The sequence below is a fragment of the Azospirillum sp. TSO35-2 genome, from assembly GCF_003116095.1.
In the GTDB taxonomy this organism is placed as follows: domain Bacteria; phylum Pseudomonadota; class Alphaproteobacteria; order Azospirillales; family Azospirillaceae; genus Azospirillum.
In genome coordinates this window covers 362088-379149 of the sequence record NZ_LGRA01000022.1, presented here as the reverse complement: position 1 = coordinate 379149, position 17062 = coordinate 362088, and the positions used below count along the sequence as shown (strand labels likewise).

The window sequence follows — 17062 nt, the reverse complement described above, 5'->3', positions numbered from 1 at the left end:
CCTGTGTTGGGACGTTTTTGTACCGGCGGCGTTCACCGCGATCATTGGAGCTGCGACAGCAGGCGGGAGCCGCGGGTGACGATCCGGGCGCCCGGATCGACGCCGGCGACGATCAGCACGTTCGGTCCATCCAGCGATTCGGTCTTGACCGGATGGGGGATGAAGATTTCGGGTGCCAGCATCTCCCACACCTGCTCGACGCCGCTGGAATCCGAGATCAGCGCGTCGCGGGTGATCGAAATGCCCTGGCGCACCTTGGCGCTGTTGCGCACCGTGACGGTCACCGGGCGTCCGACGCGCAGGCCGGCGATCGGGTTGTCGATGCGGAACATCAACGGCACCGACTGCTGCTGCAACGCCAGCCCGCTGCCGATGAAGGTGAGGTCGAGCGTCTCACCCTCCGGCGTGGAGGCGATGGCGGGATCGCCGAGCGCCGCGCTGCGCGCCACCTCGGGGTCGGCGGCGATGGCCTCGATCCACAGCCGGTCGGGGTTGACGATCTCGAAGATTTTCTCGCCCGGATGCACGACCCGGCCGTTGATCGCGTTGGAAACGCTGATGACGCCGTCGATGCCCGATCGCAGCGCCTCCTGCGTCTGCAGCAGCGGCAGCAGGGCCGCCCGCTCCCGCCGCAGGCCGTCCAGGCGCAATTCCGCCTGCATGACCTTGCCGTCGCGGAACGGCACGAACCAGAACTGCTTGAGGATTTCCAGGCTTTCGGCGGTGATGCGGATCTCGTTGGTCAGGCGGGCGACCTCGCGCCGCACCTGCGTGCGGTCGACGACGCCGACCGCGGGCGTGACATAGCCCAGGATCTGGCCGCGCTTCACCGTCTCGCCCAGCACTGGCATGCCGTTTTTGGGCGGTTCGATGCGCCCGACCAGACTGGACTCGACGTCGCCGTGGGCGTTCGGATCCGGGACGATGCGGCCGGGCATCCGGGCGGTGAGCGGGCTTTGGCTGCTGTCCACCTTCTGCACCCGGATGTCGAACATCCGTTGCAGCGGCTTGGGCACGAAGTAGGAGCCGTCGGACAGGCGGTGCGGCTTGTCGAGCGCCAGGCCGGCCAGCAGGCGCGTGTCCACCGATGCCGTCGTCACCACCGCCGGGAACGGCTTGGCCGGCGTGGATGCCAAGCTTACCGGTGCGGCCGGCGGCGGGGAGGGCGGCGGTTTCGTCGGCGATGCCGGGACGGCGTCCGCGGCAACCGCCGCCGGAGGGGCGGCGGAGCGGGGCATGCCGGCATCCTCCGGCGGGGTGTCCTGCAAACTGCTGTGGACCGGGTCCGGCACATGAACCTGGCTGACCGGCGTGCTGTTCACACCGAACACATAGGCCACTTCCCAGGCGAACTGATCGAGCGCCGACGCGGTGGCGGACAGGCCGGAGCCGATGGCGCCGGCCGGAGCCGCCGCCGCTGCTGCTGCGCCGCTGACCCACGCGCCGGCCCCGGACAGCCAGGACGTGCCTGACGGAGCCGGATCGACCTGCAGGCGCCGCGTGTTGCTCAGCAGCGCGTCGTCGGTGTCCCCGTCAGCCGGGCGCGACCATGAGGCGGCACCCACCGGAGCGGACACCAGCAGAGCCACCCCGACGACGGCACTGCTCAAACGTCCGAGGCGCGAGGTACGGGAGATGGAAAGCGACGAAACCATATACGATCTGTGCTCCGCCTCGTTGATCGCTTCACATGTGAGTTTTGCCTGATTTACCGATGGGCGGGAAGCGAATCCTCTCAAAAGTCGTACTTCATTCGCGTGACGAGCGCTTCATTTGTGTAACAATCGTTCCGGCGGGATCTTCGCTGCGAACGCGTTACGACCGCGGCTCCGATCGACCCGCCGGATGCGTCATCGACCTTCCTGGATGGCTCGCCACCTTAAGGGGCATGTGGGCGCCGCGGCAGGAGGGCACATGCCGATCGCAGGGTGGACGGGTGGGCGACGTGTGGTCGCAGGGCTTCTTTTCGCCGGGCTGACGATGGTGGGGGGCGCGCAGGCCGCCGAGTCGGGCCGGGCGGCCGTCGGCGGCGCTCCGTTCCGTCATCTGATGGAGGACAGCATCGTGGTGCCCTCGGCGAACCCGGGAATGGCGCAAAGACAGGCGGTCGGCTGCACCCTGGGCGGCTTCGGCGTGGCGGGCATCGCCATCACCTCGGGCGCGATGGCCGCCGCGGGCGCCGCCGGTGCCGCCATGCCGGTCGGCGTCGCGATGAACGAGCTGATCGCCTATTTCGGCGCGGGATGCACCATCGGCGCCTTTCTCGCCGGCCTGTTTCCGCCGGCACCGGCGCCGGACACCGCGATGGCCGACATCGGCGGATGACGCACGCCGTCCATCGGTGTTACCCTGTTCGGAACGAAATCCTGCACGACGGGGTCAATCATGCGTACGCTGCTTCTGCTGGCCTTTGCCGTCTTCTTCGCCTGTGCCGCTCCCGTCGTCCATGCCCAGCCGGCTGAACCGCCGGCGGCCACCGCGCCGGCGAGCAGCACCTTCCTGGGGCTGCCCCCCGCCCAGGCGCTGGCGGTCGGCGTCGGCATGCTGGCCGGCGGCGTCGGTCTGAGCGCGCTGTCGAGCGGTCCCTTCTCCACCGTGGTCGGCGCGTTTGCCGGTGCGCTCATCGGCAACTGGTGGTACGCGACCCAGCCGACCCCGACCGGCCGCACGAACCCGATGCGCCAACCGATGTCGGCCGACCTCGAACTCTGACGCTGGAACTCCGCCCCCGGAACTCCGGCGGGCGCAGACGGCAGCCATGCGGGGGGTGTCCGATTCGGCGCACTCCCGCCTGGCGACGGTTCCGTCGTTATGATCGATCGGCAACGCCCGGCCGGTGATGGCCGGGCGTTGAACGTATCATTCCCACGTCGTCCGTACCGTCCACAGCGGCGACCACTCCTGCGCCGCTCCCACCGTCCCCACCGTCGTCCCGGTGGGCCGGTCGGGGCATGCGCGCGTTTTGCGTATGAAAAACCTGAAATCGCTTTTCCAGAGAGTCCGACAAAATCCGACAACTGTCGGGTAAAGACACGCAATCCCTTTCCTGCCGAAAGATGCTCATGTACTGTTCGTGCCTGTGACTGGACACATCATAGCAATCGGCAATCTCAAGGGCGGCACCGGCAAGAGCACGCTTGCGGTGAATCTTTCCTGTGCACTTGCCACCGGAGCGGGCGGGAGCGCCGTTCTCGTCGATGCCGACAGCCAGGGCACCGCGGTGACGTGGGCCGGGCGCGGCCGTTTGCCGGTGGAGGTGATCCCGATGCCGTTCGAGCCGGACGATGCCGGGATGCCCTCGATCGGGCCAACCGACACCCGACCGACCGCCTTCGGCGCGGTAGGCGGCGCGGAGGAGGGCCGGGCAGGGGCAAACGAGCGGTGGCTGGCCACGCTCAACGCCCTGGCCAAGGAGCACCGGTTCGTCGTCATCGATCTTCCGCCCAATCTCGGCGCCTGCATCGTGATGGCGCTGGTCGCCGCCGATCTTCTGGTGGTCCCGGTGACGCCCAGCGGCGCCGACCTCAAGGCGACCTGCAAGGCCATCGACCTGCTGCGCAATGCCCGCAAGGTGCGCAGCGGCGGCAAGCCATCCTGCCTGCTCGTCCCGTCGAAGGTCGACCGCAGGACCGCCGTCGGCCGGGAGATCGAAGCGGTTCTGCATGATTTCGGCGAGCCGGTGGCTCCCGCCATCGGTCAGCGCTCGGCGCACATCGACGCATTCACCGCCGGGGAATGGATCGGCACCTACGCCCCCCAGACCGCCGCACACCACGAAATACAGGCGTTGACCGCCATCATCAGGAGGGCAAGACCATGACCACGAAGAAGCGCCCGCCGCTCAGCGACAACATCTCCGGCGCCGACGACACCGGGGCGCAGCTCGATCAGGTTGCCGCGATCGAGCGGATGCAGCGTGGCGAAGGCGACACCGCGACGATGGTCGCGGCCGAAGCTCCCCCGGTCACCGATGCGGCAGCCCCGGTCGATGCGGCGCCCGCGCCGATTCCGGAACCGGCGGTCGAGCCGGCTCCGGCCGCCCCGGCAATCGCCGCAGCACCGATCGCAGCACCGATCGCGGCGCCGGCTGCTCGCCAGTCCGGCGGCGGCGGGGCGGCGGCGGGTGTCGCGCTGGCCATCCTGGTGGCGGGCGCCACCATCGGCGGCGCGGTGCTGTACACCGACGAACTGCGCGCGCTGCTGCCGCCGACCGCGCTTCAAACGCGGGTCGCCTCGCTGGAGGCAAGCGTTGGCCTCAGCGCGAGCGGGAAATCCCTGGTGGAGCGCGTGACGTCGCTTGAGAAGGCCGTCACCACCACCGACGGCCGCATCGCCGATCTGGCGGGCGCCAGCCGCGTGTCGGGCGTCATCGCCGCCCGACAGCTTCGGGCGGCGCTGGGGCGGTCGACTCCCTTCTCCACCGAACTGGCTCTGTTCCGTCTCTCCGGTTTCGCGGACCCGGACACGGCAAAGGCGGTTGATCGTCTGGCCGGCAAGGCCGACGGCGGCATTGCGACCCGCGCCGAGCTGTTGGCGCGCTACGCCCTGATGGTGCCGGAGGTGCTGCGCATCGAACTCGGCACCAACCAGGCCGGCATCAGCGACACCGTGTGGAGCTGGGTGAACGGCGTGGCCGGCGTTCTGCGCATCCCGGGGGCGGAAGCCGGTCCGGAAGACCAGACGGCGGCGCTGCTCGCGCAGGCCGGCCTGTTGCTCGAAGGGGGCGACCTGCCGGGTGCGATCGACCATCTGTCGAAGCTGGATCCGACGCTTGCCGCACCCGCCGCACCGTGGCTGGCCGAGGCGCGGGCCCGGCTGGACGCCGAACAGGCGGTCGAGCTGCTCGAAGGCCGCATCGCCAAGACGCTGTCGGCGTCGGCGCGCTGACCGCAGCGGGAACCGGGCTGGGGCACATCCGGTACCGGTTCCGTTCGCCTGTCTTTGACCTTTCCTGGTTCTGGCGCTGATCCCACTTGGCTCAGCGCCAGAACTCGCGGCCTGCCATGCGCGGTGGCCGCCGTCGAGGAACTGGCGTCCTCCATCACCGAGATTGGCGACCATCCTGAAGGACGAGGTGGGCCGCTTCGTCGCCAAAATCCTGGGATGGCGCCGCGGCACGACGGGGCGCCGGTTGACATGCGATGTCGCATAGCCCGGGATCGCCAAATCAGTTTCCATAACCTTGGTTATGTGTTTCTTGTGCGTTGTCGGGATGAACCATCCCCCCGCGCGCGGGTGTGGGGACTCTCGTTCGCAACCGGTTCGGTCGCGAAGCACCATGGCAGGGAACGGGCCTCCGGTGCCGGTGTTCATAGTCGGCATTCCCACACCGGAAGGTCCGCCCGACCATGGCCGAGGACACCGCCCGCCGGCTTCAGGCCCGTCCCATCGCGGTTTCGCGGGCGGCGCCCCCCGCCTCGACCCAGACGATCCTGCTGATCATCACCCTGATCGTCGCCACGCTGTATCTGGGTGCCGACATCCTGATGCCCATCGCGCTGGCGGTGCTGCTCAGCTTCGTGCTCGCCCCGATCGTCAGCCGGCTGCAGCGCTGGCGCCTGGGCCGGGTGCCGTCGGTGCTGGCGGTGGTGGCGCTCCTGTTCCTGGGCATCTTCGGCTTCGGCGCCGTGGTCGGCAGCCAACTCGGCGACTTGGCCGACAACCTGCCGACCTATCAGCGCAACATCCACGCCAAGATCGAATCCCTGCGCACGGCCACCAGTTCGGCCGGGGAGCGCGGCGCGCTGAAGCAGGCGACCGACGCCTTCCGCGACCTGCAACAGGAGCTGGAGCGGGCCACCGGCGGCGACAAGGCCGCGGCACCGGCGTCGCCGCCCTCCCCGTCCGGCGTCGGACCGGTCCCCCGCTCCTCCCCGCCGCCGGCCGCGCGCGAGCCGGTGCCGGTTCGCATCGACCAGTCCGACACCGGGGTGTTCGACCTCGTCCGCAACATCCTGGGGCCGGCGATGACGCCGTTCGCCACCGCGGGCATGGTGCTGGTCTTCACCATCTTCATGCTGTTGCAGCGGGAGGATCTGCGCGACCGGTTGATCCGCTTGGCCGGCTCCGGCGACCTCAGCCGCACGACCGAGGCGCTGAACGACGCCGGCGAGCGGGTCAGCCGCTATCTGCTGATGCAGGTCATCGTCAACGTGACCTACGGCCTGCCGATCGGCGTCGGGCTGTGGCTGCTGGGGGTGCCGAACCCGCTGCTGTGGGGCCTGCTGGCCACGGTGCTGCGTTTCATCCCGTTCCTGGGGCCGGTGATCGCCTCGGCCTTCCCGATCCTGCTGTCCTTCGCGGTCGACACCGGCTGGACGCTGCCGCTCTTGTGCATCGCCCTGTTCGTCGCGGTGGAGCTGTTCTCCAACAATGTGGTGGAGCCGTGGCTCTACGGGTCGGCGACCGGGCTGTCCTCGCTCGCCATCATCGTGGCGGCGGTGGTGTGGACGACGCTGTGGGGGCCGGTCGGCCTGCTGCTGGCGACACCGTTGACCGTCTGCCTCGTGGTGCTGGGCCGGCATGTGCCGCAGCTGCATTTCCTGGAGGTGATGCTGGGCGACCGTCCGGTCCTGCCCGATGAGGCCAAGATCTACCAGCGCCTGCTCGCCCGCGATCCCACCGAGGCGACCGAAATCGCGGAAGAGCGCCTCGGCCGCAGCAACCCGACCGAGCTGGCCGACGGCCTGCTGCTCCCGGCGCTGTCGCTCGCCGAGCAGGACCGGCAGCGCGGGGCGCTGAACCCCGACGGGCGGCAGGCCGTGGCGGATGGGATGGCCGTCCTGCTCGACGAGCTGGCGGAGGTCGTCCCGGCGGCGGACGCGCGGCGCGTCCTGTGCGTCGGCGTCCGCAACAATCTGGACGAGGCGGCGGCCGGGCTGCTCGGCTATCTGCTGGGCGGGCGCGGCGTCAAGGCCGACGTGGTGCCGTGCGAGGCGGTGTCGGGCCGCGTCATCGCCAGCCTCGGCACCAGCGGGATCGACGCCGTGGCGCTGTCCTGCCTCAACCCGTCGGCGCTCGGCCACACCCGCCGGCTTGTCCGCCGGCTGCGCCTGCATTTCGGCCCCAAGGTGCCGATCCTGCTGTGCCTGTGGAGCGCCCATCCGCAGGCCGAGGTTCCGGAGCGTGCGACCGCCGAAACCAACGCCGAGCGGGTCGCCACCAGCATGGCCGGCGCCCTGTCGGAGCTGGAGGCGCTCGGGCTGGTGGCCCCGGCGGAGCCCGCCGAAGAGGCGGCGGACCCGGTATGACCGGAGGGACAGGGCAGCCCTGCGGCGGATGGGCGGGCCGGCGGCGGCGATTCGGACTCTATTCTGTTGACGTTCCGGCGCTCCGGCGGAAGAAATAGCGGCAACATGTCCCACTCCCCCCTCTCCTTGAAGCGTCGTCATCTTCTGATCGGCTGCGGCGCCCTGGTGGTGCTGTCCGACACGGCCATGGCGCTGCCGTCGGCCCCGCGGCGCCTGTCGCTGCGGAACGAGCACACCGGCGAGAGCTTCGACGGCCCCTACCGCGACGCGGACGGCCCGCTTCCCGACGCGCTGGCCGATCTGGCCAAGCTGCTACGCGACCACCGCGCCAACAAGGTCGGGCCGATCGACGTCGGGACGCTCGACTTCCTGGCCGACATCATGGAGGCGGTCGGGCAGTCCAAGGCCACCATCCTGTCCGCCTTCCGCACGCCGGAAACCAACGCGATGCTGGCCGCCCGCAGCCTGGGGGTGGCGGAACACAGCCAGCATCTGCTCGGCCGTGCGCTGGACGTCACCTTCCCGGCCCGCCTGCCCGACGCGCACCGCAGCGCGCTCGACCTCCGGCGCGGCGGCGTCGGCTGGTACCCGCGCTCCCACTTCCTGCACATCGACACCGGGCCGGTGCGCAGCTGGGAGATGTTCGGCCAGGGGCTGGAGGGGCTGTTCGCCCCCGGCGTCCACGCCCGGCCGCGGACGGTGTCGCAGCGCCTGGCCCTGCACCGCGCCCTCGCCCGCCGCCAGATGCTGGGCCGCCACTGATCGGGCGCTCGCCTGATCTGGATCAAGGCACGATGGTGTCCTAAGCGGAATATTAGCCGGACGATCGAATCCAGCGATCGGATCCGGAGGACTCCCCATGCCGACGCATTCTCCGACCTCCCCCGAGGCGTTCTCCCGCAAGGGCTGGTGCGCAACGTTCCTGGACCGCTGGCGCGTCGAACGCGCGTTGCGGGCGCTTCAGGCGCTGGAGCCGCTCGACCGCCGGACGGTGCTCCACGACGTCGGCCTGACGGAGGGCGATCTGGACGCGGTCGCCCACGCCGATCATGTGGACTGCCTGCTGCCGGCGGCGCTGGCGCTGCACGGCATCGACGGCGACGCGCTCGAAGCCGGGCAACCGGCCCTGATGCAGGATCTGGTGCGGGTCTGCATGCATTGCCGCAGCACCCGCGCCTGCAGCCGGATGCTGGCCGATGGGACCGACGCCGCCGCGCATGGCCAACTCTGCCCGAACGCCGCCACCCTCGAAACGCTGCGCTGATCCGGGTTGGATCAACTGGCCCGGTAGGCCAGCCAGCCGCCAAAATCGGAAATGTCCGGGGCGTCCACCGTGTCGACCGCCTCGCACAGGAAGCCGCTGACCCTGCGGCCGTCGGCCAGTTCGACCGAGCCGATGCACAGCGGCTGCGGCAGCCGGGCGACGAAGCGCCCGAAGGCCTCCGGCGTCAGCTCCCACAGCTCGCCGGTGATGGCGCAGCCGCCATCGCCGACCCGCAGCAGGCCCGGCCGCGCCGGTTCTCCCGGCAGGGCGTAGAGGCGATAGCGCGGCGCGGTCGCCACCGTCCCGGTCAGCCGGCCACCGGCGTCGGTCAGTTGCGGGTTCAACGGTTGGCCGCTCAGATGCGCCCCCACCACCAGCAGCGGAAGCAGCCCCTTGCCGCCGTAGGACACCGGACGGGCCGGCGGCAGGGCCAGGCCGGTCGCTCCCATCGCCACCCCCGCCGCCCGGTGCGCGGCGCTTGCCACGGCGGCGACGGCGGCTTCGCGGAAGGCGGGAGCGAGCAGCGTCAGCCCCGCCGGGCGGCCGTCGGCCTGGAAGCCGCTGGGAATGGCGATGCCGCAGAGGTCCAGCAGGTTGGTGAAGTTGGTGTAGATGCCGAGGTTGGTGTTGAGCGCGATCGGGTCGGCCATCACCTCCGCCACCGTGTAGATCGTTCCGGTGGTGGGCACCGCCAGCAGGTCAATGGCGTCCCACACCGGCGCGGTGTCGCGGCGCAAGGCCTCCAGACGGTGCATGGCGCGGAAGCAGCCCACCGCGTCGTGCTTGTACCCGCCCTCGATGATGCCGCGGGTCACCGCAAGCCCGGCACCGGTGTAGTCCGCCAGGAAATCACCCACCGCCACCGTGCGCTCCGCCACCCAGGGGCCGCTGTAGAGCAGGGCCGCCGCCTCGGCGAAGGGGGCGAAGTCGATGGGCACCGCCACGCCGCCCAGCGCCGACAACCGGTCGAGCGCCGCGCGGTAGAGGCGCTCGGCCTCCGCGTTGCCGAAGAAGCGCAGTTGGTCGGCGCCCGGCACGCCGAAGCGGAAGGGCGCGCGCAGGGCGGCCGGGGCCGGCGGCGCGGCGCGGCTGTAGGCGTCCAGCGGGTCGGGCGCGGCGATCACCGCCAGCACGTCCATCGCGTCCTCCACCGTCAGGGCGAAGACCGACACGCAATCCAGCGAGCGGCAGGCAGGCACCACCCCGGCGGCGCTGACCAGCCCCTTGGTCGGCTTCAGCCCGACGATGTTGGTGAAGGCCGCCGGCACCCGGCCGGATCCGGCGGTGTCGGTGCCCAGCGCGAAAGCGACCAGCCCCGACGAAACCGCCACCGCCGACCCGGAGCTGGAACCGCCGGGGACGCACAGCGGGTCGATCGGGTTGCGCGGGACGCCGTAGGGGGAGCGGACGCCGACCAGCCCGGTCGCGAACTGGTCGAGGTTGGTCTTGCCGACCAGGACCGCCCCGGCGTCGAGCAGGCGTTGCACCACCGTCGCCGTATCGGTCGCGGTGTAGGTGTATTCATGGCAGCCGGCGGTGGTCGGCAGGCCGGCAACGTCGATGTTGTCCTTCACCGCGAACGGAACGCCGTAGAGCGGCAGCGCCGCCCGCTCCGCCGGCGCCAACGCCTCCAGCGCCGCGGCCCGGGCCAGCAGGTCGGCGGCCGGCACACGGTGGATCCACACATGGTCCTCGCCGGCCGCCGCGATCCGCTCCAGCACGGTGCGGACCACTGCGACCGGTGTCAGCGTCCCCTCGCGATAGCCATCGCCGAGCGCCGCAAGGTCAAGACGGACGGTGCCGGAACCATCGGCGGCGCTGCTGGGGAGCGAGGGCATGGAAGGACTCCTGGATCGGGCGGGGAGAGGCCGGCGGCAGCGCGCCACCCGCGTGAGGGGACGGCCTGCTCGCGCTTGGTTGCATGCAACTTGGCTTCCCAAGCATGAAACCACAGGCCGTTGACGTCAAGATCTTCAGTATTGCATGCAAACTACAATTCACGCGCCATTGGGTTCGGCCAACGGCGCACGGGCGAGGCCGAGCCGTTCCAGTTCGGCGGCGACCCTCAGGCAGCGGTCCTCGCACCAGGGGGCGGCGATGACCTGGATGCCGATGGGAAGCGCGCCCGGCAGCGCCATCGGCACGGCGCAGACCGGCAGGCCGATGCAGGAGATCGGCTGGGTGAACAGCCCCAGATGCGGGCGCACCAGCATCTCGCGACCGTCCAGCACCATCGTCTTCTGCCCGACCAGCGGCGCGGTGCAGGGGGTGGCCGGGGCGAGCAGCACGTCGACCTCGCGGAACAGCTCCATCACCTGGTCGTGGTACCAGCGCCGCACCCGCTGCGCCTGGACGTACCACGCCGCCGGCAGCAGGGCGCCGGCCAGGAAACGGTCGCGCGTGTCGGGGTCGAATTCATCGGCCCGCGTCCGCAACCGTTCCAGATGGAAGGCGGAGCTTTCGGCGTTGGTGATGATGTAGGCCGCCGCCCGGCCCAATTCCGCCCCCGGCACCTCGACCACCCGATCGGTGCCGAGCACCCGGGCGGCGCGCTCCACCGCGTCGTGCGCCTCCGGCTGGCCGCCACGCGAGAAATAGCCGCCGGCGACGGCGATGCGCAGACCCTCCAGCCCAGCCGCGTCCAGTGTCGGCGACACCGGCTCCACCGGCCGTCCGGCGCAGGCGTGGTCACCCTCCGCCGGGCCTTGCAGCGCGTCGTAGACCAGCGCCAGATCGCGCGCCGAGCGGGCGAAGGGGCCGAGATGGTCGAGGCTGTCGCAGAAGGGGAAGCTGCCACACCGGGTCAGCCGCCCGTAGGTCGGCTTCAGCCCGAAGATGCCGCAGAGCGAGGACGGCACCCGGATCGAGCCGTTGGTGTCCGACCCCAACGACAGCGGCGCCAGCCCCGCCGCCGTCGCCGCCCCGCAGCCCGACGACGAGCCGCCGGTCATCCGCGCCGGATCATGCGGGTTGCGGCAGGCGCCGTCATGGGCGTTCTCGCCGGTGAAGTCGTAGGCGTATTCGCCCATATTGAGCCCACCGACCAGCACGGCGCCGGCCCGTGTCAGCCGTTGCAGCAGCACCGCGTCGGCGGCGGCCGGCGGACGCTCCCGGTTGATGCGGGAGCCGGCGCGGGTCGGCAGCCCGCGGATGTCGAGCAGGTTCTTGACCGCCACCGGCACCCCGGCGAGCGGTCCGGGATCGGCCCCGGCGGCGATGCGGGCGTCCAGATCCGCCGCCTCGGCCCGCGCCCGGTCGGCGGTGACGTCGGTGAAGGCGTTCAGCACCGGGTTCAGCCGCGCGATGCGGTCCAGCGCCGCGTCGGTGACGGCCGCGGCGGACAGGCTGCCGCCGCGCACCGCCGCGGCGATCTCCCAGGCGGGGAGCGCGAGGGCGTCGGCGCTCATGCGTCACCCGACGGGGCTTGGCCGGGCCGGAACACCGGGGCCGGGTCCAGCGCGTCGTCGGCCAACGGGGCGGCCATCAGCGCCGCGGCCATGCCGTGGGCCAGCGTCAGGAAGGCCGCCACCCCCGGCTTGTGGGCGTCGGCGATCGTCAGCCCGCAGGCGGAGGCCATCGCCTCCATATGGCGGAATGGATCGAACGCGGGATCGGTCATGTGGCAGGGACTCCCATCGGATCAGGCGCCAGGACGGGCGCGATGGCCGGAGGCGGCCGGGGCTGGTCTGCATGCAGTCTTGCATGCAATATGAGGCAGGCGCCACCGGTTTGCAGACGGAAAGGACGACCAGCATGGACTCCCAGGACAGCACGCGCGACGATGCGGAGATCAACCGGCCCGACGTGGTCGCCGCGGTGACGGCGGCCTTCGAGCGCTACGAGGCGGCGTTGATGAGCAACGACGTCGCGACCCTCAACGCGCTGTTCTGGCAGGATCCGCGCACGGTGCGTTTCGGCGCCGACGGGCCGGCCTACGGCTTCGACGCCATCGCCGCCTTCCGCAGCGGGCGCGACGTGTCCGGCCTTGCCCGGGTGCTGGAGACGGTGGTGATCACCAGCTTCGGCGACCGCTTCGCCACGGCGCTGTGCGCCTACCGCCGCACCGCCACCGGGCGCGTCGGCTGGCAGAGCCAGAGCTGGGTGCGGATGCCCGAGGGCTGGCGGATCGTCGCCGCCCACGTCAGCCTGGCGCCGGCACCCTGACGGCCCGGTCCCCGACTCCGGGCCTGCGCGGATTGGCTGCGGCGATACGCCATGCTGGAACCATTGCGCGCACTCCATGTATACCACGGCAGCGCGCCGAACGCCGGCATCCGAGGGCCGGCACCGCGGGAAGAGGATACACCCAGCCATGACCTTGCAGGCCGGACCCGGTTTGCGCCTGGAGCAGGACGACACCACCGAGCCGCTGGACCGCCAGTCGCGCGGCACGCTGGCGGAAACCCTGCGGCGGCACTTGGCCGACGACATCCTGGACGGCCGCCTGCTGCCCGGCGTCCGGCTGGACGAGCAGGAGCTGGCCGCCCGCTTCGGCGTCTCCCGCACCCCGGTGCGCGAGGCGTTCAAGCTGCTGGCCGCGACCGGGCTGGTCCAGGTGCGCCCCAACAAGGGCGTCGTCGTCACCTCGATCACCCCGGAACGGCTGGCCGAGATGTTCGAGGTGATGGGCGAGATCGAGGCGGCCTGCGCCCGCTTCGCCGCGCTGCGCATGACCGGGGAGGAGCGCGAGCGCCTCGCCGCCCTGCACGCGGAGGCCGGGGCGCTGGCCCGCGCCGGCAATCGCGAGGCCTATGACGGCATGAACACCCGGTTCCATTCCGCCATCTACGCCGGGGCGCACAACGATTACATGCAGGAAACCGCCCTGGCGATCCGCCAGCGCCTGCGCCCGTTCCGCCGTGCCCAGTTCCGCGTCACCGGCCGCCTGTCGCTGTCCTGGCTGGAGCATGACGCGGTGGTCCGTGCCATCCTGCATCGCGACGGCGAGGCGGCCTATCACGCGTTGCGCCTGCACGTCACCACGGTCGGCGACGCCTCGGCCGATTACGTCGGCCGGTCGGCCGGCTGATCGGTCATCCCGGGAGCGCACGCCACTGTGCATGCACGAATGCATGCACAGTGGGCGCCGGCTTGGTTGAGATAACATCGCTTGTAATCAATACCTTAATGGATGATGAGCGCCGGGACGCCGGCTCGATGATGATCGTCACACGGCCTTTTTGATCGCTGAACAGGCAAAATCCGCCGCCAAGACGCAAAAACAGGCATACGGACGCGTTTGCCGACGGGCTCACCCCTGGTCTTGAATACAATCCCGCCGGATTCCAGCCATCATGACCGCCCCACCCTCCCCTGGCACAGGTTTTGCGGACGTTCCCGACAAACCTGCACCACACAACAAGGGGTATGCTCCATGGGCAACGCGTTGCGCTTTTCCCGTCGCTCCGTCCTGAAGACGATGACGGCGGCCGGTGGGCTGGGGGCGCTCGGCGCCGGGCTGCCCTGGACTCCGGCCATGGCGAAGACCCTGGTGATCGGTTTCCTCTATGTCGGCCCGCGCGACGACTACGGCTACAACCAGGCCCACGCCGAGGGAGCCGCCGCCGTCAAGGCGATGCCCGGCGTCAAGGTGCTGGAGGAGGAGAAGGTCCCCGAGACCGTCGACGTCGAGAACAGCATGGAGAGCATGATCAACCTCGACGGCGCGTCGCTGCTGTTCCCGACCTCCTTCGGCTATTTCGACCCCTATGTGCTGAAGGAGGCGAAGAAGCACCCCGACCTGACCTTCCTGCATTGCGGCGGGCTGTGGACGCCGGGCAAGCACCCGACCAACGTCGGCAGCTATTTCGGCTACATCGACGAGGCGGAATATTTGTCGGGCATCGTCGCCGCCTACGCCAGCAAGTCGAAAAAGCTGGGCTTCATCGCCGCCAAGCCGATCCCGCAGGTGCTGCGCAACATCAACTCCTTCACGCTCGGCGCCCGCTCGGTCGACCCGACCATCACCACGGCGGTGGTCTTCACCGGCGACTGGTCGATGCCGGTCAAGGAGGCGGAAGCGGCCAACAGCCTGATCGACCAGGGCGCCGACGTGCTGACCTGCCACGTCGACAGCCCCAAGGTGATCGTCGAGACCGCCGAGAAGCGCGGCGTCTTCGCCACCGGCTACCACGCCAGCCAGGCGACGCTGGCGCCCAAGGGCTATCTGACCGGCGCCGAATGGAACTGGGCCAAGGTCTACACCGACTTCGTGAAGATGGTGCAGGGCGGGATCACGCCGCCCAACCTCGTGCGCGGCGGCCTGAAGGAAGGGATCATCAAGACCTCGCCCTACGGCGCCGCGGTGTCGGACGCCGCGCGCCGGCACGCCGACGCCGTGAAGGCCAAGTTCATGGACGGCAGCTTCGTCATCTACAAGGGGCCGATCAAGGACAACAAGGGCAACAGCGTGGTCGCCGAGGGCAAGAGCCACGGCCAGACCGACATCGCGCTGGAATCGATGAACTGGCTGGTCGAGGGCGTGACCGGCTCGATCTCCTGACCGCAGCTAAATGCCGGGAGTGCCGCCGATGCCGCCGTTCATGCACCGCGCCGTGACCCACCTGTCCGCATCCGTGTCAGCCCTGGCGGTGCCGGCCGCGGCGGTGGCGGTGTCGCTCGCCCTGTTCGGCGCCTTCGTGGCGCTGGTCGGGGTCGACCCGGTGGAGATGTACCAGTTGATGTACCGGGGCGCCTTCGGCACCTGGTTCTCCTGGCAGAACACGCTGACCCGCGCCTCGCCGCTGATCCTGACCGCGCTGTGCACGGCGCTGCCGGCCCAGCTCGGGCTGGTCATCATCGGCGGCGAGGGCGCGCTGGTGCTGGGGGCGTTGGCCGCGGCGGCAACCGGTGTGGCGCTGAACGGTGCGCCGGTGGCGCTGGTGTGGCCGGCGATGGCGCTGGCCGGCATGGCCGGCGGCGCGCTGCTGATCGGCGGCGCCGGGGCGCTGCGCCAGTGGCGCGGCGTCAACGAGACGATCTCCAGCCTGCTGCTGACCTACATCGCCATCGCCGTGCTGAACCACATGGTGGAAGGGCCGCTGAAGGACCCGGCCAGCCTCAACAAGCCCTCCACCGCGCCGCTGGCCGACACCTACATGATCGGCACGCTGCCGGGCAGCAGCGTCCATTGGGGGCTGGTGGTCGGCATCGTCTGCGCGGTGGCGGCCTGGGTGCTGATGCGGCGGACCACCTTCGGCTTCGCCGCCCGCATGGTCGGCGGCAACCCGCGGGCGGCGCGCATGGCCGGGCTGCCCGTCGGCCGGCTGCTGGTCGTCACCACCGCGCTGGCCGGGGCGGCGGCCGGGCTGGCCGGCATGGTGGAGGTCGCGGCGGTGCATGGCCGGGCCAGCGCCTCGCTGGTTGCCGGTTATGGCTCCACCGGCATCCTGGTCGCCTTCCTCGCCCGGCAGAACCCGCTGGCGGTCATCCCGGTCGCCGTGCTGTTCGGCGGCATCGGCGCCAGCGGCGGCCTGCTGCAACGCCGGCTGGACCTGCCCGACGCGTCGGTGCTGGTGCTGCAGGGCATCATCTTCGTCGTGCTGCTGGCGAGCGAGGCGATGCAGGGCCGCCTGCGCCTGTTCGCCTTCGCCACCCCCGCTGCGAAGGAGGCCTGAGCATGGACCACGCGTCGCTGGGATGGTGGGGGGTGCCGCTGGCCGTGCTGGCCGGGGCCATCCGCGTCTCCACCCCCTTCCTGTTCGTCAGCCTGGGCGAATGCCTGACCGAGAAGAGCGGGCGCATCAACCTCGGCCTGGAAGGCACGCTGGTGATGGGCGCGATGAGCGGCTACGCCACCGCCTATCTGACCGGAAACCCGTGGGCCGGCGTGCTGGTCGCCGGGCTGGCCGGCTCGCTGCTCGGCGTGCTGCACGCGGCGATCTGCGCGCTGGAGCGGGTGAACGACATCGCGGTCGGCATCGCCCTGATGCTGCTCGGCACCGGGCTGGCCTTCTTCCTCGGCAAGCCCTTCATCCAGCCGCAGGCGCCGCAACTGCCCGCCATCCCCTTCGGCTGGTGGAGCGGCTCGGCGCAGGTGCGCTCCGCGCTCGACATCAACCCGCTGTTCCTGGTCGGGCTGGCGCTGGCGCCGCTGCTGTTGTGGGGGCTGCGCACCACGCGCTGGGGCATGGTGCTGCGCATCGTCGGCGAAAGCGCCGAGGCGGCCCGCGCCATGGGCTACCCGATCAACCGGGTGCGCCTGCTCGCCACCGCGGCGGGCGGCTTCTTCGCCGGGGTCGGCGGCTCCTTCCTGTCGCTGTCCTACCCCGGCAGCTGGAACGAGCGGCTGTCGAGCGGCCAGGGCATCACCGCGGTGGCGCTGGTCATCTTCGCCCGCTGGGATCCGGTGCTGTGCGTCTGGGCCTCGCTGCTGTTCGGCGGGGCGGGCGCGCTGGGGCCGGCGCTGCAATCGGTCGGGGTGACGCAGGGCTACCACCTGTTCAACGCCGCGCCCTACGTCCTGACGCTCGCCATCATGATCGCCACCTCGTCCTCGCGCCATCGGCTGGCCGGCGCGCCGGCCGAACTGTCCGTCACCCGGTAGGGA

Annotated in this window: 16 protein-coding genes; 12 read left to right on the top strand and 4 right to left on the bottom strand. The window is 70.8% G+C overall.

Going from position 1 to position 17062, the window contains the following annotated elements; all coding sequences use genetic code 11:
* Positions 1-41: 41 nt before the first annotated feature.
* A complete protein-coding gene (locus TSO352_RS31620; RefSeq protein ID WP_247872568.1) occupies positions 42-1610 on the bottom strand; it encodes an efflux RND transporter periplasmic adaptor subunit in 1569 nt (522 codons plus the stop codon).
* 304 nt (positions 1611-1914) lie between these two features.
* Between TSO352_RS31620 and TSO352_RS31615 the strand changes: the two genes are divergently transcribed.
* The 7 genes from TSO352_RS31615 to TSO352_RS31585 all read left to right on the top strand — a co-directional run bounded on the left by TSO352_RS31615 (position 1915) and on the right by TSO352_RS31585 (position 8514).
* Positions 1915-2325 carry a hypothetical protein gene (locus TSO352_RS31615; RefSeq protein ID WP_146210825.1) on the top strand — a complete coding sequence of 137 codons (411 nt, stop codon included), beginning with the start codon at positions 1915-1917 and terminating at the stop codon, positions 2323-2325.
* Positions 2326-2385: 60 nt separating this feature from the next.
* A complete protein-coding gene (locus TSO352_RS31610) occupies positions 2386-2712 on the top strand; it encodes a hypothetical protein (protein ID WP_109111240.1) in 327 nt (108 codons plus the stop codon).
* 367 nt (positions 2713-3079) lie between these two features.
* Entirely contained in the window at positions 3080-3820 is a 741-nt protein-coding gene (locus TSO352_RS31605; protein WP_158284646.1) for a ParA family protein, read from the top strand.
* Entirely contained in the window at positions 3817-4887 is a 1071-nt protein-coding gene (locus TSO352_RS31600; protein WP_109111238.1) for a mitofilin family membrane protein, read from the top strand. Before TSO352_RS31605 ends, TSO352_RS31600 begins: the two co-directional genes overlap by 4 nt.
* Positions 4888-5348: 461 nt before the next feature.
* Positions 5349-7250, top strand: a complete 1902-nt coding sequence (locus TSO352_RS31595) for an AI-2E family transporter (protein ID WP_109111237.1) — start codon at positions 5349-5351, stop codon at positions 7248-7250.
* Between the two features lie 105 nt (positions 7251-7355).
* Complete coding sequence (locus tag TSO352_RS31590) at positions 7356-8012, top strand: DUF882 domain-containing protein (RefSeq protein WP_109111236.1); 657 nt, start codon at positions 7356-7358, stop codon at positions 8010-8012.
* Positions 8013-8109: 97 nt separating this feature from the next.
* The gene (locus TSO352_RS31585) at positions 8110-8514 is read left to right on the top strand and encodes a DUF6455 family protein (RefSeq protein ID WP_109111235.1); all 405 of its coding nucleotides are present in this window, start codon (positions 8110-8112) and stop codon (positions 8512-8514) included.
* An 11-nt stretch (positions 8515-8525) separates the two neighbouring features.
* On the opposite strand, the gene atzF is transcribed toward TSO352_RS31585, so the two are convergent.
* The 3 genes from atzF to TSO352_RS31570 form a co-directional block, all read right to left on the bottom strand.
* Positions 8526-10352, bottom strand: coding sequence for an allophanate hydrolase (gene atzF, locus TSO352_RS31580; RefSeq protein ID WP_109111234.1), 1827 nt, complete (start codon positions 10350-10352; stop codon positions 8526-8528).
* A 159-nt stretch (positions 10353-10511) separates the two neighbouring features.
* Positions 10512-11921, bottom strand: coding sequence for an AtzE family amidohydrolase (locus TSO352_RS31575; RefSeq protein ID WP_109111233.1), 1410 nt, complete (start codon positions 11919-11921; stop codon positions 10512-10514).
* On the bottom strand, positions 11918-12133 hold the full coding sequence (locus TSO352_RS31570) for an AtzG-like protein (protein WP_109111232.1): 216 nt from the start codon (positions 12131-12133) through the stop codon (positions 11918-11920). The genes TSO352_RS31575 and TSO352_RS31570 overlap by 4 nt, the downstream gene beginning before the upstream one ends.
* Positions 12134-12267: 134 nt before the next feature.
* Between TSO352_RS31570 and hpxZ the strand changes: the two genes are divergently transcribed.
* The 5 genes from hpxZ to TSO352_RS31545 all read left to right on the top strand — a co-directional run bounded on the left by hpxZ (position 12268) and on the right by TSO352_RS31545 (position 17059).
* A complete protein-coding gene (gene hpxZ, locus TSO352_RS31565) occupies positions 12268-12678 on the top strand; it encodes an oxalurate catabolism protein HpxZ (RefSeq protein WP_109111231.1) in 411 nt (136 codons plus the stop codon).
* A gap of 148 nt (positions 12679-12826) precedes the next feature.
* A complete protein-coding gene (locus TSO352_RS31560; RefSeq protein ID WP_109111230.1) occupies positions 12827-13543 on the top strand; it encodes a GntR family transcriptional regulator in 717 nt (238 codons plus the stop codon).
* A 345-nt stretch (positions 13544-13888) separates the two neighbouring features.
* Positions 13889-15016, top strand: coding sequence for a BMP family ABC transporter substrate-binding protein (locus TSO352_RS31555; protein ID WP_109111229.1), 1128 nt, complete (start codon positions 13889-13891; stop codon positions 15014-15016).
* A gap of 28 nt (positions 15017-15044) precedes the next feature.
* Positions 15045-16130 carry an ABC transporter permease gene (locus TSO352_RS31550; protein WP_247872567.1) on the top strand — a complete coding sequence of 362 codons (1086 nt, stop codon included), beginning with the start codon at positions 15045-15047 and terminating at the stop codon, positions 16128-16130.
* A gap of 2 nt (positions 16131-16132) precedes the next feature.
* Entirely contained in the window at positions 16133-17059 is a 927-nt protein-coding gene (locus TSO352_RS31545) for an ABC transporter permease (RefSeq protein ID WP_109111228.1), read from the top strand.
* The last annotated feature ends 3 nt before the right edge of the window (positions 17060-17062 follow it).